The 23,505-nt window shown below is 60.1% G+C and carries 18 protein-coding genes; 2 read left to right on the top strand and 16 right to left on the bottom strand.

Annotated features, from left to right (window positions below; translation table 11 throughout):
- Window positions 1-180 precede the first annotated feature (180 nt).
- On the bottom strand, window positions 181-3,021 hold the full coding sequence (locus tag GXN74_RS11770) for a polysaccharide deacetylase family protein (RefSeq protein WP_162371141.1): 2,841 nt from the start codon (window positions 3,019-3,021) through the stop codon (window positions 181-183).
- Between the two features lie 694 nt (window positions 3,022-3,715).
- Between GXN74_RS11770 and GXN74_RS11765 the strand changes: the two genes are divergently transcribed.
- Complete coding sequence (locus GXN74_RS11765; protein ID WP_162371140.1) at window positions 3,716-3,898, top strand: hypothetical protein; 183 nt, start codon at window positions 3,716-3,718, stop codon at window positions 3,896-3,898.
- Between the two features lie 89 nt (window positions 3,899-3,987).
- Window positions 3,988-5,001, top strand: a complete 1,014-nt coding sequence (locus GXN74_RS11760; protein WP_162371139.1) for a lysylphosphatidylglycerol synthase transmembrane domain-containing protein — start codon at window positions 3,988-3,990, stop codon at window positions 4,999-5,001.
- Here GXN74_RS11760 and GXN74_RS11755 read toward each other — a convergent pair.
- The 15 genes from GXN74_RS11755 to GXN74_RS11685 form a co-directional block, all read right to left on the bottom strand.
- Window positions 4,974-6,848: an ABC transporter ATP-binding protein gene (locus GXN74_RS11755; protein WP_162371138.1), complete on the bottom strand. Its 1,875-nt coding sequence runs from the start codon at window positions 6,846-6,848 to the stop codon at window positions 4,974-4,976. The two genes, GXN74_RS11760 and GXN74_RS11755, sit on opposite strands and share 28 nt — an antisense overlap.
- On the bottom strand, window positions 6,835-8,574 hold the full coding sequence (locus GXN74_RS11750) for an ABC transporter ATP-binding protein (RefSeq protein WP_162371137.1): 1,740 nt from the start codon (window positions 8,572-8,574) through the stop codon (window positions 6,835-6,837). The genes GXN74_RS11755 and GXN74_RS11750 overlap by 14 nt, the downstream gene beginning before the upstream one ends.
- Entirely contained in the window at window positions 8,571-9,122 is a 552-nt protein-coding gene (locus GXN74_RS11745; RefSeq protein WP_162371136.1) for a glutathione peroxidase, read from the bottom strand. The genes GXN74_RS11750 and GXN74_RS11745 overlap by 4 nt, the downstream gene beginning before the upstream one ends.
- A 109-nt stretch (window positions 9,123-9,231) precedes the next feature.
- Complete coding sequence (locus GXN74_RS11740) at window positions 9,232-10,665, bottom strand: sensor histidine kinase (protein WP_162371135.1); 1,434 nt, start codon at window positions 10,663-10,665, stop codon at window positions 9,232-9,234.
- Window positions 10,666-10,685: 20 nt separating this feature from the next.
- Window positions 10,686-11,357: a response regulator transcription factor gene (locus tag GXN74_RS11735; RefSeq protein ID WP_162371134.1), complete on the bottom strand. Its 672-nt coding sequence runs from the start codon at window positions 11,355-11,357 to the stop codon at window positions 10,686-10,688.
- 149 nt (window positions 11,358-11,506) lie between these two features.
- A complete protein-coding gene (locus GXN74_RS11730) occupies window positions 11,507-11,989 on the bottom strand; it encodes a DUF2680 domain-containing protein (protein ID WP_162371133.1) in 483 nt (160 codons plus the stop codon).
- Between the two features lie 174 nt (window positions 11,990-12,163).
- Window positions 12,164-12,556, bottom strand: a complete 393-nt coding sequence (locus tag GXN74_RS11725) for an MTH938/NDUFAF3 family protein (protein ID WP_162371132.1) — start codon at window positions 12,554-12,556, stop codon at window positions 12,164-12,166.
- 54 nt (window positions 12,557-12,610) lie between these two features.
- Window positions 12,611-13,369 carry a transposase gene (locus GXN74_RS11720; RefSeq protein ID WP_162371131.1) on the bottom strand — a complete coding sequence of 253 codons (759 nt, stop codon included), beginning with the start codon at window positions 13,367-13,369 and terminating at the stop codon, window positions 12,611-12,613.
- 140 nt (window positions 13,370-13,509) lie between these two features.
- The gene (locus tag GXN74_RS11715; RefSeq protein ID WP_162371130.1) at window positions 13,510-14,475 is read right to left on the bottom strand and encodes a 2-hydroxyacid dehydrogenase; all 966 of its coding nucleotides are present in this window, start codon (window positions 14,473-14,475) and stop codon (window positions 13,510-13,512) included.
- A gap of 18 nt (window positions 14,476-14,493) precedes the next feature.
- Window positions 14,494-15,957 carry a glycoside hydrolase family 5 protein gene (locus GXN74_RS11710; RefSeq protein WP_162371129.1) on the bottom strand — a complete coding sequence of 488 codons (1,464 nt, stop codon included), beginning with the start codon at window positions 15,955-15,957 and terminating at the stop codon, window positions 14,494-14,496.
- A 15-nt stretch (window positions 15,958-15,972) separates the two neighbouring features.
- A complete protein-coding gene (locus GXN74_RS11705) occupies window positions 15,973-18,042 on the bottom strand; it encodes a beta-glucosidase family protein (RefSeq protein WP_162371128.1) in 2,070 nt (689 codons plus the stop codon).
- Window positions 18,043-18,053: 11 nt separating this feature from the next.
- Window positions 18,054-20,180: a glycoside hydrolase family 3 C-terminal domain-containing protein gene (locus GXN74_RS11700; RefSeq protein WP_246208701.1), complete on the bottom strand. Its 2,127-nt coding sequence runs from the start codon at window positions 20,178-20,180 to the stop codon at window positions 18,054-18,056.
- 20 nt (window positions 20,181-20,200) lie between these two features.
- The gene (locus GXN74_RS11695) at window positions 20,201-21,034 is read right to left on the bottom strand and encodes a carbohydrate ABC transporter permease (protein WP_162371126.1); all 834 of its coding nucleotides are present in this window, start codon (window positions 21,032-21,034) and stop codon (window positions 20,201-20,203) included.
- On the bottom strand, window positions 21,031-21,909 hold the full coding sequence (locus GXN74_RS11690) for an ABC transporter permease subunit (RefSeq protein ID WP_162371125.1): 879 nt from the start codon (window positions 21,907-21,909) through the stop codon (window positions 21,031-21,033). Before GXN74_RS11690 ends, GXN74_RS11695 begins: the two co-directional genes overlap by 4 nt.
- An 84-nt stretch (window positions 21,910-21,993) precedes the next feature.
- The gene (locus tag GXN74_RS11685) at window positions 21,994-23,319 is read right to left on the bottom strand and encodes an ABC transporter substrate-binding protein (RefSeq protein ID WP_162371124.1); all 1,326 of its coding nucleotides are present in this window, start codon (window positions 23,317-23,319) and stop codon (window positions 21,994-21,996) included.
- Window positions 23,320-23,505 lie beyond the last annotated feature (186 nt).

Raw genomic sequence — 23,505 nt, 5'->3', positions numbered from 1 at the left:
GTTGTTGCTGGATCATAAGGGCCACCACCTTTTTTTGATACTATGATTATAACAAAAAAAAGCTTGAATTGCAGTCTAATCTGCATTCAAGCTTCTTTTCTAATTATGAGACTTTTTCAGTGGCCTCACGTTCCCTGGGCAACTGTTGCGCAGGGAACGTCCCTTCTTCACTTATTGAGGCTATTTCATCGCATCATACCATTCGCTGATGGTCATGACGCTCAGGTCGCCATTGTCGGAATAGGATTTGGTGTGCTGGACGATTTCCTCCAGGGATTCGCTCAGCAGGGTGATTCCCGGATAGACGGTGCTGCTGGTGATTGCAGGTTCGACCGAGTGGATCATGAAGATGATGGTCGTACCGTCCATGACCGCGTCGTCCACGGCGTTCTTGGCGTTGTTGATGTACCATGGGTCGGAATTGTCGATTGCAACGACCTTCAGCTTGTAGAAATCCTCCGCTGTCATTCCGATCGTCTGCTGCTGTCCCCACTCGCTGGTCCGGCCCGTCAGCACGCCGATGCCCTTCAGGTAGGCGATCAGCTCTTCGTTGTACTGTCCGTCCGGATAGTTCACATGCCGGGCCCCTCTGGTCCAGGCGCTCTTGGTGTCCGTGGCTGTTTCAAGCCATTCCTGGGCGCCCAGGTAGTTGATATCCCACGCTCCTGGGGTGGTATAGGTTATTCCCTGCCAATCCGCAACCGTGAGGTTGGCGTGGTTGGTGGTGTGGTTGGAGATGTCCCAACCCTTTTGATACAGGGTCTCCAGCTCGGCCAGGTCCATGTAAACATCCGTGGGATCCCAATCGACGCTGTTCTTGTTCACATAGGCGGTGCCTTCGAAACCTGCGGCCTCCAGGATTGGAAGCGCATTGGCGAACTGGCCTTTCCAGCCGTCGTCGAAGGTGAACAGCACTTTTCCCGAACCCGGTTCAGGTTTGAACACCAGGATCTTGGGCTGGCCTGCCGGTACCGATCCGGTTGCCGCCTGCCGGACCAGCAGGTAATTGTGGCCGTCCAACCGGACGCCGTCGTTGAGGGCATCGAAGGTCGACTGCACATAGGGGACATAGCCGGTGCCGTTTAGGTTGTATTCCATTCCCGCGGCCATGCCGGATACGGTATTGGCAGCATCATCGGCGAAAACGGCCGGCTGCGCCGGGGTTTCCGGGGTGGTGGAGGCTGCGTACCATTCGCTGAAGGTCATGACATCCAGCGTGCCGGCGTCCACGAAGCCTTTGGCATAGTTGACGATGGTCCGCAGGTCGTCGCTGTGCAGGAACAGGTCGTCCCTGCTTTCTCCCACCCGGTGGATCATGAAGATTACGGTGGATCCGTCGGCCACGACCTGGTCGATGGCGGGCAGCGCGTAATCCAACGCGTCATCCCAGGATTCCAGGGAGATGACCGGCAATTCGTAGAAATTGGTCGTCGGGGTGGTCGTGAATCCATCCCCCGGAGGGTTGTTGGCGATCCGGGCGGTGATCACGCCCATGTCCTTGAGGATTTGGATCAACTCCGGAGTGTACAGGCCGGAGGGATAGGCCACATGGAAGGCACCTTGTTCCCCCACGCGCTTGACAATCCAGTTCTGGTTCTCCAAGTACATGGTCTTCAATTCCGCCAAGGTCTCCGGGTCGGTCTTCGTGGCGAATTCGATGTAGTCTCCATTGGAGTCCACCAGCGCATTGCCGTCTGCATCCCTTTCGAAGTCCTTGTGGTTGATGGTGTGGTTGCTGACGTCCCAGCCGGCATCGTACATTTCCTTCAGCTGCGGCAGGCGCATCATCAGGGGGCTTGTGCCGATCACGATGTCGCGGACTGCGTAAATGGTCCCGTCAAAGCCTACGCTCTCCATGATTGGAAAGGCGTTTTCATACTGGTCCAGCCACGCATCGTCGAAAGTGAAGAGCACTTTGCCCCGTGCGTTCGGTGCAGGATTGGTGGTGAAACTCAGCGGCGTGTCATCACTGGCCGGGTTGACCCCAACTGCGGCCACACGGACAAACAGGATCTTCTCACCGGTCAGGTCCGGAAGGTTGCTTCCGTTGTACAGGGTATAGGTCGAATCCGTCGACAAACGGAACTCCATGGTGCTGTCAATCCCCACCACCGTATTGTTCACGTCGTCCGCCGTCACGTTTGGTGCGGGCGGTTGTACCGGGTTGGTTGTGAAGTTTAGGGTCGTATCCGGGCCCGCCGGGTTGACCCCCTCCGCCGCAACGCGCACCAGCAGGATCTTCTCACCGGACAGGTCCGGAAGGTTGCTTCCGTTGTACAGGGTATAGGTCGAATCCGTCGACAAACGGAACTCCATGGTGCTGTCAATCCCCACCACCGTATTGTTCACGTCGTCCGCCGTCACGTTGGGTGCAGGCGGTTGTACCGGGTTGGTTGTGAAGTTTAGGGTCGTGTCCGGGCTTGCCGGGTTGACCCCCTCCGCCGCAACGCGCACCAGCAGGGTCTTGTCCCCGGACAGGTCCGGAAGGTTGCTTCCGTTGTACAGGGTGTAGGTCGAATCCGTCGACAGCTTGAACTCCATGGTGCTGTCGATCCCCACCACCGTGTTGTTCACGTCGTCCGCCGAAACGTTCGGGGCGGGCGGCTGCACCGGATCAACCGGGTTGGTTGTGAAGGTCAAGGGCGTATCGTCGCTCGCCGGGTTGACCCCCTCCGCCGCAACGCGCACAAGCAGGGTCTTCTCCCCGGACAGGTCCGGAAGGTTGCTTCCGTTGTACAGGGTATAGGTCGAATCCGTCGACAGCTTGAACTCCATGGTACTGTCGATTCCCACTACCGTGTTGTTCACGTCGTCCGCCGAAACGTTCGGCGGGTCCGGTTTTACCGGATCCGGTGGAAGGACCGGGTTGGTGGTGAAGGTCAGCGTCGTGATCGGCCCCGCCAGTAACCTTTTGGCGGCCGCATAACGCACATCCAGTATATGGTCACCGGAAAAATCGATTGCATTGAAGGTTCTGGCTTTATACTTTGTCCAAGCCGAACCGTCCAACCTGTATTCCATGCCGTCTTCCATACCGTAGACGACATTCAGATCGTCATCATTCCAAACATTGGCCGGCGGCTGTTCTGCCTGCTCCACTGGGGGGCGGGCCGGCGCGGCCGTCAGTGGCATTGTGAAAGAAGTAAACATCAGTACGACCATCAACAGAATTGCAAATAATCTGCTTTTCATGAGTCTCTTGGATGTCTTCATCTTCACCCCTCCTATCTTTTGATGAATCCTGGAAGAGTTGCTCTAGTTTCTGCATACCTTGTCATCTATCGGACATCAACATTCTCCGCCACCAATGTCATGAAGAATTGGGGAAACGCATCAAATATTGTTTCATTTTCCTCACCTACCTGTCATGAACTCAGCCAGTTCACCCTGCCTTCTTCTGCCATAAAACGCGACAAAAGCCAAAAGAATGGCAGCACAAAAAACCAACCTGCCTTCTCTTCGCCACGTGGTAGTAAGTAATTCCGTATAGTATACTGTAATTTATAGTAACATTCTGTCTACGATTGCAATAATTCGTCAATTCAGTCTCGTTAGGGCTTATAATCATATTATATCTTTTAATTCAAATTTAATCAATCCTTTTTTCGGGCAATTCGGTCTTGAGTCCCCCCAAAAACTAAGCCTCTTTTTCCAATTGACATCCCCTCGTTCCAGGAGGTACACTAGTACCGAGAAGAAAAGGGAGGTAAGCAGTATGCAGATTGAATTCATCCAATACCCCTATGCGTTCACCAACACCGGCGAGCGCGTAGACATCCGCACCGTCGCGGGGCACGTCCGCATCGGCGCCACGCTGGAGCCGGCCGGGGACGGCTATGCCGTCATCGGAAGCGGCGATGATTCGGAATGTGTGGGCGGCGCCTGCCCGATCAAGTAGGGAATAGGGAAGGGGATGGGGCCGCAGCCCCATCCCCTTCCCTATTCCGCATTCCAACCGCCGCAGGCCACACCCGGGAGGACCCGCACATGGGAAGATACGCGAACCAAATCAAATGGCTCCTGCTCCTGGCCTTCCTGGCGGGACTGGCCTATTTCCAGCAGGACACACTGGGGGCGATCGCCGCAGCCGCTAGGCAGCTGCCCGTTCCCAGGGTCCTGCTCGCCTTGGCCCTTTCCACCGGCTTCTTCCTGCTGGAGGGGGAGATCGTCCGGCTTCTGGCCTCCGGATACAGGGAAAGCTTCTCCTACCGGCACGGGCTGGCCTGCGCCTATTACTGCGCCTTCTACCGCCTCCTGACCCTGGGCGCGGGGACCGGATTGGCGGAAATCCACTACCTGCACCGGCACAAGCTCCCCCTTTCCAAAGCCACCGGGATGGCTATGGTCCAGTACACCCAGTACAAGATCGGGATTGCCGCCTACGGCACCCTCTGCTACCTGCTCCTCTACCTTCCCTTGGACCACGTCCTGAGGCCCTACAGGACCTACATCGGGATCGGCATCCTCATAACGGTGCTCATCGCCTCCGGGCTGATCGCCGTCAGCGTCTCCTGCAGGCTCTCGGCGCTGCTGTTCGGCCTCCTGCGCAAGGCTGCAGGCAACAGGGAGAAGACGCTGGCCCGGGTCGGAAGGATGGAGGCGCACGCCGCCGTGCTGCACAGCGCCAGCGTCTTGCTGCTGAAGGACAGGCGAAAGCTCCTCCAGCTTTTCCTGCTGAACACAGGGAAGCTGAGCTGCTGGTACCTTATTCCGGCGGTGCTCCTGTCCCCGGCCACGGGAGCCGGGCTCCTGGAGATGATGGCCCTGATGGCCGTCTGCAACATGCTGGCGGGGGTGCTGCCCGCCCCCTCCGGCATCGGCTCCCTGGAGTTCACCTTTTTCCTCCTCTTCGGGTCCCTGGGAGGGGTGGGGGCCCTGGGCTCCGCCATCCTGATGTACCGTTTCCTGACCTGGATGCTCCCCTTCGCCATCGGCACCCTGGTGCTGGGGGCCCAGAAGAAGAGCCCCCGGCCTCACTCCAGTTCGAAAGCCCCGGTGTAGAGCTGATGGTAACGCCCTTTTTTCCGGACCAGCTCCTGGTGGGTCCCCTCCTCGATGACCCTTCCCTGCTCCAGCACCAGGATGACGTCGGAGTTGTGGACCGTGGAGAGCCGGTGGGCGATGACGAAGACCGTCCGTCCCTGCATCAGGGCGTCCATGCCCTTCTGCACGATGGCCTCCGTCCGGGTGTCTATGCTGGAGGTGGCCTCGTCCAGGATCATCACCGGGGCGTCGGCGATTTCCGCCCGGGCGATGGAGAGGAGCTGGCGCTGGCCCTGGGAAAGCCCCGCCCCGTCCCCGGTCAGGACGGTGTCGTAGCCCTGGGGCAGCATGGATATGAAGCTGTGGGCGTTGGCCCGTTTCGCGGCCCTTTCCACCTCCGCGTCCGTGGCCTCCAGCCGACCGTAGCGGATGTTCTCCCGGACGGTTCCGGTGAACAGGTTTGTGTCCTGGAGGACGATCCCCAGGGAGCGGCGAAGGTCGCTCTTTTTTATTTTGTTGATGTTGATGCCGTCGTAGCGGATCTTCCCGTCGGCGATGTCGTAGAACCGGTTGATCAGATTCGCGATGGTCGTCTTCCCCGCACCGGTGGCGCCCACGAAGGCCACCTTCCTCCCCGGCAGGGCATGGAGGCTGACATTGTGGAGCACCTTCTTTTCCCCGTCGTAGCTGAAATCCACGTCGTGGAGGCTGACCTCTCCGGCCAGCCGGGTGTAGGTGACGGTACCGTCCCGGCGGGGGTGCTTCCACGCCCAGTTCCCGGTCCTTTCCTTGGCTTCCGTCCATGCATCCCCTTCCCGCCGGGCGTGGACCAGCGTCACCTGGCCTTCGTCCGCCTCCACCGGCTCGTCCAGCAGGTTGAAGATGCGCTCGGCCCCGGCAATGGCCATGACCACGGAGCTGACCTGCTGGGAGACATGGCTGACGGGCATGCCAAGGGTCCTGCTCAGTTGCAGGAAGCTGGCGATGGCCCCCAGGGTCACACCGCCCACGCCCCGCACGGCCAGGGCCCCTCCTGCGATGGCGATCAGCACATACTGCAGGTTCCCGATGCTGCCCACGAGGGGCATCAGGCTGTTGGCCAGCCGGTTGGCCTGGGTGGCGTTGTCGCAAAGCTCCTCGTTCAGGGCGTCGAAACGGGCCTTTGCCTCCTCCTCGTGGCAGAACACCTTCACCACCTTCTGCCCGTTGATCATCTCCTCGATGTAGCCGTTGGCCTTGCCCAGGGACTCCTGCTGGCGGACGAAATGCTTCCCGCTCAAGCCGGCCACTTTCTTCATGACCAGCAGCAGGACCCCCATGGTGCCCAGGACCACTCCAGTCAGGGGCAGGCTGGTGGCCGCCATGGCCGCGAAAACCCCGACGATGGTGAAAACGGAGGAGAACAGCTGGGGCAGGCTGTGGGCGAACATCTGCCGCAGGGTGTCCGTGTCGTTGGTGTAGCGGCTCATGATGTCCCCGCTGGCGTGGGTGTCGAAGTAGCGGACGGGCAGGGCCTGCATGTGGGCGAACATCTTGTCCCGGACCTCCTTCAGCACGCCCTGGGCGATCACCACCGTCAGCCTGCTGTACACATAGGCTCCCAGGACCCCCGCCAGGTAGATGCCCCCCATGGCCGTCATGGCCCGGCCCAGACCCCCGAAGTCCGGGTCCGCCGCGGCCTGGAGGGGGAGGATGTGGTCGTCGATCAGGACCTGCAGGAACAGGGAGGCGGCAATCCCCGCCGCGGTGCTGAGAAGGATGCAGACCAGGACCAGCCCGAACTGCAGCCGGTACCTTCCCCGGAGATAGGAGAACAGCCTGCCCACGGTCTTCATCGCATCCTTTGGTTTCTTATGCGGCATCATCGCTGTCCCCTCCTTTCAACTGGGATTCGTAGGCTTCCCGGTAGATCCCGTTCCCCGCCAGAAGTTCCTGGTGGGTTCCCACTCCATGGACCCGCCCCGCGTCCAGGACCACGATCTGGTCGGCGTCCATGACGGAGGCCACCCGCTGGGTGATGATGAACTTGGTGGTCCGGGGGAGCTCCTTTCGGAAGGCCCGCCGGATCAGGGCGTCTGTCTTGGTGTCCACGGCGCTGGTGGAGTCGTCCAGGATCAGCACCTTGGGTTTCTTCAGCAAGGCCCGGGCAATGCACAGCCGCTGCTTCTGCCCGCCGGAGACGTTGCTCCCCCCCTGCTCGATGCGGGTCCCGTAGCCGTCCGCAAACTCCCGGATGAAGCCGTCCGCCTGGGCCAGGACGCAGGCGTGGACCAGCTCCTCTTCCGTGGCCTCCGGATTCCCCCAGCGCAGGTTCTCCCGGATGGTTCCGGTGAACAGCTCGTTCTTCTGCAGGACCACGGACACCGCCTCCCGCAGGGTCTTCAGGTCGTAGTCCCGCACGTCCACGCCCCCCACCAGGACCGTCCCCAGGGTGGCGTCGTAGAGCCGGGGTATCAGCTGGACCAGGCTGGTCTTGGAGCTGCCCGTGCCGCCGATGATGCCCACGGTCTGGCCCTCCTTCACCTCCAGGTCCACGTCCCCGAGGCACAGGTTCTCCGGGTCCTTCCCGTAGCCGAAGCCCACGCCCCGAAAGGACACGTCCCCGCTTGCCACCGTAAAAATGGGGTTTTCCCCGTTTTTCAGGTCCACGTCCTCCTCCAGCACCTCCACAATCCGTTCCGCGGAGGCCCGGGAGATGATGATCATCACGAACACCATGGACAGGACCATGAGGCTGATCAGGATCTGGGAGGCGTAGGCGATGAGGCTCACCAGCTGCCCCGTGGTCATGGTGGAGGAGACGATCATCTTGGCCCCGAACCAGGAGATCGCCAGGATGCTTGCGTACATGGAGAACTGCATCAGGGGACTGTTGAAGGCGATAATCTTTTCCGCCTTGGAGAAGTCCCGGTAGATGCTTTCCGAGACCTGCTGGAACTTCTCCCGCTCATGCTCTTCCCGGACGAAGGACTTGACCACCCGGATGCCTCTAAGGTTCTCCTGGACCACGCCGTTCAGCTTGTCGTAGGTCTTGAAAACCTGGACGAAAAGGGGATGGGCGTAGCGGATGATCAGATGCAGCCCCAGCCCCAGGAAAGGGACCACCCCCAGAAAAACCAGGGAGAGCCGGGGGTTGATCCCGAAGGCCAGGACCAGGGAGGATAGCAGCAGGATGGGGCTTCTCACCGCCACCCGCAGGAGCATCTGGAAGGCGTTCTGCACGTTGGTTACGTCGGTGGTCATCCGGGTCACCAGGCTGGCGGTGGAGAACCGGTCGATGTTATGGAAGGAGTAGTCCTGGACCTTGTGGTACATCCGCTTCCGCAGGTTCTTGGCGAAGCCCGCCGAGGCCGTGGCCGCACGCCGTCCCGAGAGGATGCCGAAGAACATGGAAAAAAGGGCCGCCGCCACCAGCGCAGCCCCCCACAGCAGGATCCTGTCCATGGATCCCGTCCCGATGCCATCGTCGATCATGAAGGCCATGAGCAGCGGGATCATGACCTCCGTCAAAACCTCGAGTACCACAAAAACCGGGGTTAGGAGGGCGTCCTTCCGGTACTCCCCCACCCCCCTCGCCAATGTCCGTATCATTGGGATCCTTCCTTCCAGAGCAGCTTCTCGATTGCTGGTTCGATGTCTTCCGGCTTCCAGGTGGGGGCGAACCGGTCCACCACATTGCCCTCCCTGTCCACCAGGAATTTGGTGAAGTTCCATTTGATGTCGTCCCCCAGGACGGTGTGGGAGATGCTCTGGAGCACCTTCTTGAAGGCGCCTGCCTCCCCGTCCTCATGGTCCCTGGGGGCCTGTCCTTTCAGGTGGACGAACAGGGGATCCGCGTTTTTGCCGTTGACCTCGATCTTGGAGAAGGTCCTGAAGGAGGTCCCGTAGTTCAGCTGGCAGAAGCTGGCGATCTCCTCATTGGAGCCGGGGGCCTGGCCTAGGAACTGGTTGCAGGGGAAGTCCAGGATCTCGAACCCCCGGTCCTTGTGCTTTTGATACAGGGCTTCCAGCCCCTCATACTGGGGGGTGAAGCCGCAGCCCGTTGCCGTGTTCACCACCAGCAGGACATTTCCTCTGTATTCCGACAGGTCCACCTCGTTGTGCTTTGCATCCTTCACCTTGAAATCGTATATGTTCATAGCGCACACCTCACTTTATATTTTATATGATTCAATTGTACGCCATCTTTATTGCTTTGTCAAGCCTGGACCTCGGTTGGAACACGGGGACGGTTCTTCTTTCATTCTTTCATTTCATCCTCAACCCGATCCAGAACACGCTGCCCTCCCCGGGTTTCGACTCGACTCCGACCCTCCCCCCGTGCAGCTCCACCACGGACTTCACGATGGAAAGCCCCAGACCCGTGCCCGTCACCGCCCGCCGGTGGGTCTTGTCCACCTTGAAGTACCGGTCCCAGATGTAAGGCAGGTGCTCTTCTCCGATCCCCTCGCCGTTGTCCTCCACCGACACCTTCACCCAGCCGTCCTCCAAGGTCTGCCGGACGGTGACGCGCTTGTCCGCGCCGGCGTAGTTGATCCCGTTGATCAGCAGGTTGTACAGCGCCTGGGAGATCTGGGACTCGTCGGCGTCGACGGTCACTTCCCCCTCCCACAGGAAATCGATGGTGTACCCCTCCTTTTTCAGGAGGGCGGAAAGCCGCTCCACCATCCCCCGGATGCTCCCGGTCAGGTTGTAGGGCGCCGGATGGATCTGCTGCATGCCGGACTGGAGCTTTGAGATGTCCAGCACGTCGTTCACCAGGGTGGTCAGCCGCTTGGTCTCGGCCACGATGATCCGGGCGTTCTCCACGCTCATCTCCCCGGGCAGGTCGCACATGGCTTCGGCGTAGCCGCCGATCAGGGTCAGGGGCGTCCGCAGGTCGTGGGAGATGTTCGCAATCAGCTCCTGCCGCAGGCTCTCCACCTTCCCCAGCTCCCTGGCGGTGTGGTTCAGGGTGTCCGCCAGCTCGTCGACCTCCCGGTACCCGCCTCCGGAAAAAGAGGTGCCGTAGTCGCCTTTTGCCAGGGCTTTTGCGCTTTCGTTGATCCTCTCGATGGGCCTGGAGACCTTTTTCGCCAGGAGGAAGGCCAGGACGGCGGAGAAGACCAGCAGGAAGCCTGTGATGTAAAGGAGCTGGATCCGCAGGGTCCGGACCGTGGCCTCCACCGGGGCGATGACCGAATTGATCAGAACCGCCACCGCCTCCCCCTCCCCGTTTTCCAAGATCCTGGCGTAAAGGATGGTCCGCTGCCGCCTGGTGTCCGCAGGCAGGAACCGGGCGTCCCGGAGGTTCTCCCGGTCGTAGTAGGTCATCAGTTCCCCGCCGTTTTCCCGGGCGGCCGCCAGAAGCCGGAGCTTCTCCAAGGGGCGCATGGAATGGAGGGCGCAGTCCCTCAGGTCGCCGTAGGAATGCTGGGTCCTGCCGTTCTCCGAGAGGAGCTCGATGCAGACCTCGCTGCCGGCAGCGGTCCGCTCCACCAGCGCCGCAAGTTCCGGGCTGTCCAGGTTGCGCTCGATGGAGGCCGCGCCGCCCCTGATTTCGGCCACCTTGACCGCCCGGTAGAACCGGTCCAGGAAGGCTACCTGGGAAAGCCACAGGACCACCAGCAGGAGGGCGCTAAACCCCAGCAGGAGGAGGTAGATCTTCCATTTGATGCTGATGCTTTTCCTGATGCTTTTCATGTTCTCCCCGTCCCTTGTTGTCATCCGTCGAACCGGTATCCCACGCCCCGCAGGGTCTTGACCAGCTCCGCATGCCGGCCCAGGGATTTGCGCAGGAGCTTGATGTGGGTGTCCAGGGTCCGGTCGTCGCCGCAGTACTCGTATCCCCACACCTCCGTGATCAGCTGCTCCCGGGTGAGGGCGATGTTCCTGTTCCGCACCATATGGAAGAGGAGGTCGTATTCCTTGGGGGACATGTCCACGCTTTTCCCGTCGATCAGGACCTTCCGGGCGGTGAAGTCGACGGTCAGCCCCTCCTTGACGAAACATTCATGGGCTGAGCCTTCCGCCTTCCGGGTCCTCTTCATGATCGCCTCCAGGCGCATCATCAGCTCCTTGGGGGAGAAGGGCTTCACCACATAGTCGTCGCAGCCCAGCTCGAAGCCGTGGATCCTGTCGTACTCCTCCCCCCGGGCGGAGAGCATCAGCACCGGGGTGTCCTGGCTCTTCCGGATCTCCTTGACCGCGGAAAAACCGTCCAGCTCCGGCATCATGATGTCCATGACGAGGATGTCGAACCGTTCCTTCCGGCAGAGCTCCACCGCCTCCATGCCGTTGGACGCCTCCACGACCTCGTGCCCCTCAAAAACCGCGTATTTCCTGATCAGCGTCCTGATCTTTTCTTCGTCGTCGGTTACAAGTATCCTGTACATATCCCATACCTCGCAGACTGTTTTCCTTGTTATCCCAAGTATACATGAAAATGGAGGTTTCGGCCATCGCTTCCGGCCTTGTGAAAAGGCCAAAGCTCCCAGGGGCGGGGGTTTCCCGTCCCTGGGAGCCTGGTCCTGCTCCTTTTTTTCTACAGTGCGTCGCTTTCCGTGGTTCCGGTCGTCTCGCCGGTGGTTCCGTCAGCGGTCGGAGCGCACCTGAATCCGCCTCTGCCCTGACCTCCTTTGCCGTGGCCGCCCCTGCCTCCAAGCATGGGCATCCTGCCGTCTTCACGCAGGTCCTGGACCCTTTCGGTGAGCCGTTCCTTCATCTGGGTTGCCGTTTCCTCGTCGATCAGGCCCCATTCCAGATACTTGTCCGCAATCTTCCCTTCGCTGTCCGCCGCCTCTTCCTTCAGCGCGTAGATTTCCTCCTTCTGCGCATCCGTCAGCGCATCCCATTTTTCCTGGGCCGCTTCCTGGGCCGCCCGCCTGGCTTCCCGGGTGTTTTCGATGCTGCTCTCGATGGCGGCCTCCGTCGTGCTGTCCGCGCTGGCGGCCGATGCCACCCCTGCCCCGACGGTCGCCACCAGCGCCAATGCGCAGATGCCTGCGATGATCCTATATGGTTTCATATTGCGATACCTCCTGCTTATGGTTGGTTGCTTCCGGTTGCCGTTCCTCTTTGTTGTGGGCTCCACATCCCCCCTTCCATGCTTCCACTATAGCATCCGAATGTGACGGTTGTCTGAAGGCCCGCTGAAGGTTTCAGGAAAAAAGGATCCGTCTCCGGATCCTTTTCCCTCATCTCAGCATGTCCCGTGGGCCAGCAGCCCCACCTTTTTTCCCTCGTGGTAGAGCCTGTTGTATTGCCTGCAGGCTTCCGGGGTCTTCTCCACAATCACCTTCTTCATGCCGTGTTCCAGCAGGAAGTCCACCACTTCGTCCGGCACCACCAGGGCCCCGTTGGCCCCGTTGCCGATCACGAGGATTCTGACGTCCTCCTCCAGCATCCTCTTCACCATGGACTTGTCCAGGGTGTGCCCCTGCCGCTCCTTCCACTTCTTGACCTTTTTTCCCACAAGCCGGATGTCCTTGCCTTCGCCCTTCCTGGAATGCCCTTCTTCGGAGTGTTCCTCCCCCAAGACGACGAACTTCGCCCAGGAATAGTGCTCGATCGGCCCTTTTGGATCATCGAACATTTGCCTCATCTCCTTCCCTGTTTTGGTCCGAGGGGACGGTTCTTCCGGACCATTTTACGCCCTTTTTACAGTGCTCGTTCCTATCTTCAGCAGGCCGGCGATCTGCCGTGCCGTAAGCCCCCGCCCCTTCAGCAGCCGCAGGAACCGGTCCCTCTCCTCCTTTTTCCACTTTCCGAATTCCTCCAACCTTTCCACCCCAACCATCTCCCGCAGGATTCCTTCCGCCTCCCGGTCGTCCAACCGGATCAGTTCCTCCTCCAACTGGCAACGGTCCCCATCCCCCGCCTGGTGGAAGCTCCGGAAGGTCTCTACCGCCTTCTCCCCATCCTCCCCGAAGAATCGGAGCATGGAACCCGTGTCGCAGATCCCTCCGCCCCGGATGTATTCACCGTAACTGCTCCAGGGATAATCGGCGACGGCTTCCACCATCCCGGCCTTCACCGGGTTCCGATGGATGTAGCGCAGGACCGTCAGCAGGTATGCATCGTTGTCCACTGCCTCGCTCCGGTAGCGGTCCTGGAACAGATGCCCCACCCTCTTGTACTTCCGGTTGTGCCAGAAGACGAGCTTGGCTCCGATCCTGCAAAAGACCCTCCCCAGTGGCTCCTCCCCCTCCTTCATCAGCAAATGGACGTGGTTCCCCATCAGGCAGTAGGCGTACAGCGTGAACCCGCACTTGTGGCGGTACTCCTCCAGAATCTTCAGGAAATGCCTGCAGTCCTGGGAATCCTGGAAGACCGTCTGTTTGTTGTTTCCCCTCCACATCACATGGTAGATTCCCGTCACACTCTTCTCCCTGGCTCTTCTCGGCATGGCGTCCTCCCCCTTATCTCCCCATTCTACCACCGGGAGCCGGCACTATCAATACACCTTGGGAAGCACCAAACTGGACCTTGGGGACGGTTCTTCCGGACCATTTTCTGGTCCGGAAGAACCGTCCCCAAGGTCCAGTCCTAAGTCACAATTGTTCCCGGGTCCCTTCCCTGGAGGACCGCCACCATGCTGCGAGCGGCCAGCATGGCCATGTCTTCCCGGGTCCCGGCCACAGCGGAACCGATGTGGGGGAGGGTCACGCAGTTGTCTAGTCCCAGCAAGGGGTTCTCCCGGGACACGGGCTCCCTGCCGTACACGTCCAATCCCGCCCCCCGGATCCATCCCTTCTGCAGCGCCTGCACCAAGGCCTCTTCCTTCACAGTCTCCCCCCGGGAGACGTTAAGGAAAATGGAGTCGGACTTCATGCTCCTGAAGGCCGACTCGTCCATCATCCCCCGGGTGGACGGGGTCAGGGGCGCCAGGAGGACCACATAGTCGCTCCTGGCCAGCAGCTCGCCGAAACCCGCATACCGGACCCCCAGGGCCTTTTCCACCTCCGGCTTCCGGTTCCTGTTGTGGTAGAGCACCTCCATGTCGAAGCCGAACCGTGCCCGCCTGGCCAATGCCTCTCCGATCCTCCCCATGCCCAGGATGCCCAGGGTGGCGTGATGCACCTGCTTGCCGAAAAGGATTTCGTCATCCCCCTGCTGCCACAGCCCTTCCTTCACATGCCGGTCCAGTTCCGGAATCCGGCGGGCCGCCGCCAGGAGCAGCCCCATGGCCAGGTCCGCCACGGTGTCGTCCAGTACGCCCGATGTGTTGGTCCCCGCCACACCCCTGGCCTTCATGGCCGCCAGGTCGAAATTGTTGTAGCCCACCGATACATTGCTGACCACCCGCAACTGTGGGGCCTGCTCCAGGAATTCCCCGTCCACCCGGACGCCCGCAAGCAGGACCCCCTCCTTGTCCCTGATCCGGGAAAAAAGGGTTTCCCTGGGGATCCGCTCCGGCCCTTTCCACACCTCACATTCGCAGTGGTTGCGTATGTAGGCCTCCACAGTTTCCGGCACGGGCTGGGCGACGAACACCTTCCTCCTTCTCTCCATCTCTTTCCTCCCTGCACGTCATCGGATTCGTCTCTTCAGCACTTCCAGATACCCCTCGTTCACCACGCATTCCCCGAATGCGAAGGCGCCCAGGATTCCCCTCAATTCCTCCCTGCCATAGCCCTTGAACAGGTTCACGTACTCCGGCTGCAGCAGGGTGGCCACATATCCCGTCAGCACCGCATTGCTCAGGCAGCGTATGTTGGTCTCGTGGCTGATCTCCGGATTCTGGAGCACTTCCTCCAGATGGCCGGCCATCTCGGTCACCATCTTCTTTCCGGGCGACGGGGCCCTCCAGCCCGTGAAGTTCTCGGCGGCCAGGACCGCCTTCATCCTTTGGACCGGCTCGATGATCTTCCTGTACCGGCTTTCCGGCGACAGGGTTACCCACCCCATCACGCCGCAGTCCTTGTAGGTCCACGTGGTCCAGTGGATGCCCAGTTCGTTGTAAGCCTTCAGCTGGTCGTCCATGGACTTCAGCCGGTAGGCCATGTCCTCCTCGCCCGTGTTGTACTGGGAGCCGAACTCCCCCACCCAGAGGGGCACATTGTGCTTCTGGGCGAACTTCCACCCTTCCGTCTCCAGGATGTGGCTGACCTGCTTGTCGTAATCCCACTCCCCCGCATCCTCGATCTGGTCGTTCCGAAGCTGCTCGTAGGGCCCCGGGTATTTTCCCGGCCCAAAGCCGGATACGACATAGTCATGGCTGGAGTAGACCGTGTTGTCGTCGAACGGCTCCTCCATTCCCTTGAACACATGGCCGTAGTTGTCGCCTTCGATAAAGATGATGTGCCGCTTGTCCACCTCCCGGATCTTCTCCACCGCCGTGCGGTTCACCCGGTTGAACCGCTCGCTATCCGACCGGAAATTCTCGTAGAAATTGAAGGGAAAGTCCCCGATGGCCGTGTTGGAGGAGGGCTCGTTCATGAGCTCGTATCCGGCCACCACGTTCCTGTCCGCATACCTGCGGGCGATTTCCTGCCAAAGGGCATAGAACCTGTCCTGGTACAGCTTGTCCCGCCAAAACAGGGACACACCCCAGATGTTGTCGCTGTGCCAATGGGAATTCTGCCACCCCTGGACCGCATGCATGTCCAGGATGGCGTATAGGTTGTGCTTTTCACACAAATCCAGCGCCCTGTCCAGACGCCGGAAACCCTCCTCCTTGTAGACGAAAGGGTTCTCGTCGTCCTCGAAGTGCCGGTAATTCAGATCCAGGCGGACGCAGTTTGCGCCGCTCCCGGCGATGAACCGGTAGTCCTCCTCGTCCAGGAAACGGTCCAGCATCTCCTCGAAAAAGAAGTTCCCCAACTCCTCCCCCAGCCCTTGCCGCATCAGCACCCGCAGGTTCGTCTCCGTGCCGGGATAGCCGTTGATGAAATTCTCCATGTTCATCCAGCCGCCGGTGCAGGTTCCCCGTAGCATGATTTTCTCGTTGGATTCGTTGACGATATCCCTGCCTTTTCTCCTTAACAGCTCCATGGTTTCCTCCAAGCTTCAGATTGTGATTGTTCCGGCCGCCAGATCCCTGTCGTGGGCGCTGGTTCCGATGTAGACCTGGTACTCCATCCGCTCGACCTCCATCGCTCCGGTCCGTTCATTGAAATAGGCCAGCTTTCCGATGGGGCAGGCGATGGCCACTTCCCGTTCCTCCCCCGGCGCAAGGGAGACGCGCCTAAAGCCCCGGAGCAGCTTGACGGGACGGTCCACGGCGGAGTTCCCGAAGCCGACGTAAAGCTGCACCACTTCCTCCCCGGCCCTTCCTCCCGTGTTCCTGACCTTGCAGGAAGCCAGCACCTGGTCCTTCTCCGCCTTGAACGCGGGATCCGAGATTTCGAAGGTCGTATAGGAGCCTCCGAATCCGTAGGGAAGCAGCGGCTCCTTGCCCTCCTTCTCCAGCTTGGCGTATCCATGGTAGTAGTCGTACCATTGCCCGGTGGCGTCCCAATCCACCGCCGGCAGGTCGCCTTCTTCGTGCGGTAGGACGAACGGCAGCTTTCCGCTGGGGTTCACATCCCCGAACAGGATTTCACCCAGGGCCCTTCCCCCTTCCATCCCGGGATAGTAGGCCATCAGGACGGCGCCGACCGCGTCCTTCCACTCCGTCATCATGATCATGTTGCCTCCGATGAGCACCACCGCAGCATTCCCGTTGGCGGGCCCCACTGCTTTGATCAGTTCCACGTCCTTGGGGTGGAGCCCCAGGGAGCCCTTGCGGTCCCCGCCCATGGCGCCTGTGAACCCTTCCGCTTCGTCCTCCGAGACGAACTCACCCTCGTCGTTGTGGTCGTATCCCACCACGAACACGACGGCATCCGCCGCCGCCGCTAGTTTCCTTGCGGTCTCGAGGTCATCTCCCGGATGGAAGGTCACCTCCGTGCCGGGGGCGGCCATCTCCAACCCCTGGAGGGGGGAAATGACATAGGGGGGGCGCACCCAGCTGGAGCCGTGGTCCCCGATGGGTTCCTTGTCCCCCAGCGTCCCCAGCACCAGCAGCTTCTTCACGCGCTCCCGGTCGAAGGGCAGGACCTGCCCCTCGTTCTGCAGAAGGGTGATCCCCTTCCTGGCGCTTTCCAGCGCCAGGGACACATGCTCCCCGCAGGCTAGCACGGAAGGGTCCGCCGCCGCCTTGTGCTGGGCGGTGAAGGCCAGCAGGGTGCGGATGATGCGAAGGGCCGACTTGTCGACCTTCTCCTCCGGAACCAGTCCGTCCCGCACCGCCTGCACCAGCTTGTCCCCAAAATAAAGGGTGTGGGCCATCTCGATGTCCTGTCCGCCGTTGGCGGCCTCCACCGTGTCCTTGACCCCCCAGTAGAAGTCGCTGACCACAAATCCGTCGAAATCCCATTCGCCCTTCAGGACTTCATTCAGCAGGTAGTGGTGGTGCCCGCAACGGACGCCCTGGTAGAGGTTGTAGGAGCTCATCACGCTGGCTGCCCCCGCCTCGATGCATTCCTTGAAATGGGGCAGGTAGACCTCCCGCTCCGTCCGTTTGTTGCAGGTGACATCGACCTTGAAGCGGGCGTTCTCCATCTGGTTGAACGCGAAATGCTTGACGCAGGCAATCACGTCCTCCTCCTGCACGCCCCGCACCAGCGCGGAGCCCATCTGTCCCAGATGGAAGGATTCCTCCCCGTAGGTCTCCTGGCTGCGTCCCCATCCGGGATTGTAGGGCAGGTTGACGCAGACGCCTCCGAAGAAATTCCCTCCAAAGGCCCTGACTTCCCTACCGATGGCATGTCCGATCCTTTCCTCCAGCTCCACGTCGAAGCTTGCCCCCCGCAGCATGGGCACCGGGAAGCAGGTCGCCTTCCCTGTCCCGCAGACCACTCCCCTGGGGCCGTCGCAGAACAGCATCGGGGGAATGCCCAGCCGTTCGATTCCGCCCGCCGGATAGGGGATGTAGTTGTAGTGCTTGTTCTCCGGATCCACCTCCCTATCGGCCATCTCCTGGCGCAGGCTCATTTTGCCGCTCATCAGGGAGACCTTCTCCTCCAGGGTCATCCCCTTCAACAGCTCCGCTGCCCGGTCCGTAAATTCCAGGCGATGTTCCTTCGTGCATTTCATATTCCCGCTCCTTATCCTTTTGTCATTCCCGGTCTTGAGGCAACCCTTGCCGCAACCGGCTCCCTTCCGGTGAGTGCGATGCTCCTTGGATCCGGCTGGCTCCCTCCCACATGCAGCAGGAAGGTCTGGCTGTCCACGAACCGGCTTCCCCTTTCGTCCACGACCTCGAAGGCCTTGTCCCGGACGGTCAGGACCACCGTCCTCTTTTCCCCGGGCTGGAGGGAGATGCGCCTAAAGGCGCACAGGCTGTGGTTTTTCACGGCATGGGGGGACTCCAGGTCCTTGATGTAGACCTGGACGACCTCGTCCCCCGCCTGTTGTCCGGTGTTCTCCACGTCCACCCGGACCTCCAGGCCTTCCCCCTTCCAGGTTGTGACCAGGTTGGAGTATGCGAAGTCCGTGTAGCTCAGGCCGTAGCCGAAGGGATACAGGGCCTCGCCTTCCAGGTAGCGGTAGGTCCTCCCCTGCATGGAGTAGTCCTCGAAGTCCGGCAGCTGGTCCACCGATTTGTAGAAGGTGACCGGCAGCCTTCCGGAAGGGTTCACCTCCCCGAACAGCACCCTTGCCACGGCCAGCCCCCCTTCCGCTCCGGGATACCAGGCCTGCAGGATTCCCCTCACGTTGGGCGTCTCCTGGAATTCCTTCAGGTCCACGGCGCTGCCGGTCATGTTGACGATGACCACATCCACGCCTGTCCCGATGACCGCCCGGAGCATCCGAAGCTGGGATTCCGGCAGGGCCAGGGAATTCTTGTCCGCCATGCTCACCTGTCCGGCAAACCGGTTTCCTGTGTCCTGTTGTTCCCCCTCCAGGCGCTCGTCCAGGCCCACGCACACCACCGCCGTGCCGGCTTCCCTGGCCGCGATGCATGCCTCCGAAACCCTGTCATGGGGCAGGGCCAGCCGCTCCACCCGATCCAGGATGATGTGGCTTCCTTCGGAATAGAATATTTCCGTCTCCCCTCCCACCAGATCCTCGATGCCCTCCAGGACGGTCACATGCCTGGGGGCCGTCCCATGGTAGTTGGCGATCAGGGACCAGCGGCTGTCCGCATTGGGACCGATGACCGCCAGACGCTCCATTTTTCCGGAGAGCGGCAGGATCCCATCGTTCTTCAGGAGGACGACCGACTTTTCCGCAGCCTCCCGGGCGGCCTGCCTATGCTCCCTGCAGGCCACCTTCCCGTAGGGGATGCCGTCGTATTCGCAGTCTTCCGCGAACATGCCCAGGCGCAACCTGGTCCGCACGGCATGCACGGCCGCCTTTGTGATGTCCTCCTCGTCCACCAGGCCTTCCTGATGGGCCTGCAGGATGTGCAGGTAGGTGTTCCCGCAATTGATGTCACACCCCATCTTCAAGGCCAGGGCCGCGGACTCCGCCGGGGTTTTGGTCACCCGGTGGTTCACATGGAGGTCCTTGATCGCCCAGCAGTCCGACACATAGTATCCGTCGAAGTTCCACTGGTCCTTCAGGATGTCCTGCATCAACAGCTTGCTTGCGCAGCAGGGCTCGTGGTTCGTCCGGTTGTAGGCCCCCATCACCCCTTCGACCTTCGCTTCCTTCACACAGGCCTCGAAGGCGGGCAGGTAGGTCTCCCACAGGTCCTTGTCGGACGCCACCGCATCGAATTCGTGCCGCAGTTCCTCCGGACCGCTGTGCACCGCGAAGTGCTTGGCGCAGGCCGCCGTCTTCAGGTATTTCCCGTCCCCCTGGAGCCCGCGGATGAACCGCACCCCCAGCACAGAAGAGAGATGGGGGTCTTCCCCATAGGTCTCATGCCCCCTGCCCCACCTGGGGTCCCGGAAGATGTTCACATTGGGGGACCAGATGGTAAGCCCCTTGTAGATGTCCCTGTCCCCTTCCTTCGTGTAGCCGTTGTATTTGCCCCGGGCCTCCGTGGCGATGATGTCTCCGATGGACTCCATCGCCTCCTCGTCGAACATGGCCGCAAGCTCGATCGCCTGGGGGAACATGGTGGCCGTCCCCGCCCTGGCAAGGCCGTGGAGGCCCTCGTTCCACCAGTTGTACCTGGGGATCCCCAGCCGATCGATGGCGGGGGAGTCGTATTTCAGCTGGGAAGCCTTCTCCTCCAGCGTCATTTTCCCTACAAGTTCAACCGCTTCTTTTTCAAAATCCATCCTTGTGCCTCCCTTTTCCATCATCCCTTCACCGCGCCTTGCGTCAGACCGTTGAGCACCTTCTCCTGCGCGAAGAAGTACACCAGAATCACCGGCAGGGACCCCACCAGGATCGCCGTCAGGACGGCCGGGATGTTCACAGTCTGGAAACCGTAGAACTCCCGGATCCCCAGAGGCAGCGTCTTCTTCGCCGTCGTCGTGATCAGCACATTGGCGTTGATGAACTCGTTCCAGATGCTCAGGAAGGTGTACACCACCACTGTGGAAATCGCCGGTCCCGAGAGGGGGAGGATCATCCGCAGGAAGATACCCACCGGCCCACAGCCGTCGATGATCGCCGATTCCTCAATCTCCTTGGGGATTTCCTTGAAGAACTGGGTCAGGATGAACACCGAGATCGGTATGTTGTAGCTTACGTAGGGACCCATCAGACCCACCAGGGAATCGTTCAGACCGATGCCGCTGAGCAGCGTGAACGTGGGGATCAGGGTCGTATGGACCGGAATCATCATTCCCGCGATGATCAGGAAATACAGCACGTTCTTGAACCGGTACTGCATCTTCGCGAAGGAAAAGGAGATCATGGAGGAGACCGCGACGATGATGAATACGCTTCCCGCCCCCACAATCACACTGTTCAGGAAGTAGCGCAGGAAGCTGGGCTGCAGGACCCTTCCATAGTTCCCCACATACAGTTTCTGGGGCAGCATCCAGATGTTGCTCAGATACTCCGGCATGTCCTTGAAGCTGTTGATCAGCAGGAAGACGAAGGGGAATCCGGTGATCACCAAGATGACCAGACTCGCCAGGTAGATGCCCGCTTTAAAGAGTTGACGTTTCAATACCGGATTCATGCCTGTGCCTCCTTTGTTTTTGTCATATACAGGAAAACGCATGCCACCACAAAGCTGATCGCGAACATGAACATGGCGATGGCGCTTGCGTATCCCATCTGGAATTCAGAGAAGCCCTTCTTGTACATGTAGGTCGCCAGCAGCTCCGTCGAAGCGTTGGGGGAGCCTCCCATCATGATGTAGAACAGGTCGAAATACTTCAGGGAACCCACCAGCTGCAGGATCGCAGCCGACCGCAGGGTGGGGGCCAGCAGCGGAAGTGTGATGCTCAGGAAGCTCCTCCAGGTGTTGGCTCCATCGATTTTGGAGGCTTCGTAGAGTTCCTCCGGGATGTTGGTGATCCCTGCCCGGATGATGACCATGTAGAACGGGATGAATTGCCAGCAGATGACGAACAGGATGGCCGGCAACGCGGTGCTTCCCTGCAGGAAGGCTGTGGACACCTCCAGTCCCATGGAACGGGCCAGGATGGACAGCAATCCGAAGTTGGGGTCGTAGAAGAGCAGCCACATGATTCCTGTCGCCACGGTGGAGAGGAGCATGGGCATGAAGAATACGGTCCTGAACAGCTTGTTCCCCTTGATTTTTGTGTTGATCAGCAGCGCCAGCAGCAGGGCTGCGGGAAGCTGGATGAACACGGAGACGACCACCAGGATCACATTGTTCTTCAGTGCGTTCCAGACCATTCCGTCCTGCATGAGGGTCGCATAGTTTCCAAGTCCGATGAAGGTCTTTGCGGCACTGATGCCCCTCCATTCCATGAAACTGTAGTAGAAGGTCCTGGCGATTCCGATCAGGTTGAAGGTGCCGTAGAAGAACAGCGCCGGTGCCACGAACAATAGGACGAGCAGCAATTTCTTATTCTTTGTATTCACGTTGAACCTCCTGCCATTTGTTTAATAAGAAGGCGCAGGATCCAAGCAAGCTGGTCTGCGCCTTGTTTTCAGCAGATGATGGATTTAGTTTGAAGGCCCCAGAATCTGCACCGCCAACTTCTCTACATCCGCCGCCGCTTTTTCCGGAGTGGTGGTCATGCCGAACAGGTCATAGGTGGTCTGCTTGTGCATGTTTCCCAGCTCGGGTGGCAGGAATTGGTCATAATAGTTCTGGATATAGGTCGATTCCACCAGCAGGTCCTGCACCTTCTGGATCAGCGGGTCCGAGATTTCAACCCCCTTGACGCCGCTGACCGCGGAGGCAAGGTCCACGCTGTCCTGTCCGAAATCCTTGTCCGTCAGGGCGACCAGGAGGTCGAATGCCTCCTCCGGATGCTTAGTGGAGGATGCGATGGAATAGCCGTTCCCGCCTCCCAGGATTTCCGTGGATGTGCCTTTTCCTCCCTCGATTTCAGGGAAGACGAAGAATCCCAGATTGTTCTCCCTGAACTCGGGAGCTTCGGCCGCACTGTTGGCCACCAGGCCGTTGGTCTGCACGATGTGCGCCGCCTGGCCGCTGTAGAACAGCATCCTGGAACCGCCGGTGTCGTAGTTGGTTGCGTTGGCGCCTTCCGGATAGTATCCCTTCTGCACCCATTTCTGGATGATCTCGCCTGCCTTCACGAAACTTTCATCCTCGAAGGTCACGCCGTTTTCCCGGTTGTAGGCGTCCAGGAAGGTGTCCGCGCCGCCCATGCGGAGGGAAAGGTTGATGAAGGTGAGTGCGCCCGGCCATTGGCTGGCGTTCCCAAGCGCGATGGGGATGTAGCCGTTTTCCAGCAGGACGTCGCAGTTGTTCTCGAATTCCGCCAGGGTCTTCGGTTCTTCCAGCCCCAACTCCGCATAGATCTGCTTGTTGTAGTAGACCGGAGAGGGTCCCACGGAATAGGGCAGCCCGTATCTCTTCCCGTTGATTTCGAAAAGGCTCAAAGCCGAGTCGAAGTAGTTGTCCGCGACGGCATCGATCTTCTCGTCGATGTCCAGCACCTTGCCCTCGTCGATGAAGGCTTCCAGCCATCCGCCTCCCCAGGAGATGAAGATGTCCGGCTCTTCACCGGCGGCCATGGACGTCGCCAGGGAAGTCTTGTAGGGGTCGTTTTCAAACGCGGACTCCTCCACCGTGATGTGCGGGTTTGCGTCCTCGAACCTTTTCACTGCGTTCTGGACCGCCTCCCGCCTCTTGGCGTCCAGGGCGATGTGCCACACCCGGAGCTTTACCGGCTCCTGGCTTCCGTTTTCGACTTCCGTTCCCTGGGTACCCGTATCCTCTGGTGCGACTTTCGAACTACACCCCGCCATGATTCCTGTCACCATTACAACCAGCATGAGTATAACCAATCCCTTTTTCATAAGCGCAACGTCTCCTTCTGTTTTTTTGTCGGCACGTAATAAAATGAACGCTGTTGTTGGGAGGCCACTGAAAAACATCATAGTTTTTCGTAGCCGCAAATTTAACCAAACAAAAACCCACCATGACCTGAAACGTTTTCAGGTCATGGTGGGTTTTTCATGTCTGTTTGTTGCCTATGATGCTTT

Origin of the sequence: Anaerotalea alkaliphila (assembly GCF_010179735.1) — a bacterium.
Taxonomy (GTDB): Bacteria; Bacillota; Clostridia; order Lachnospirales; family Vallitaleaceae; genus Anaerotalea; species Anaerotalea alkaliphila.
This window is presented reverse-complemented; position numbering and strand designations above follow the sequence as displayed.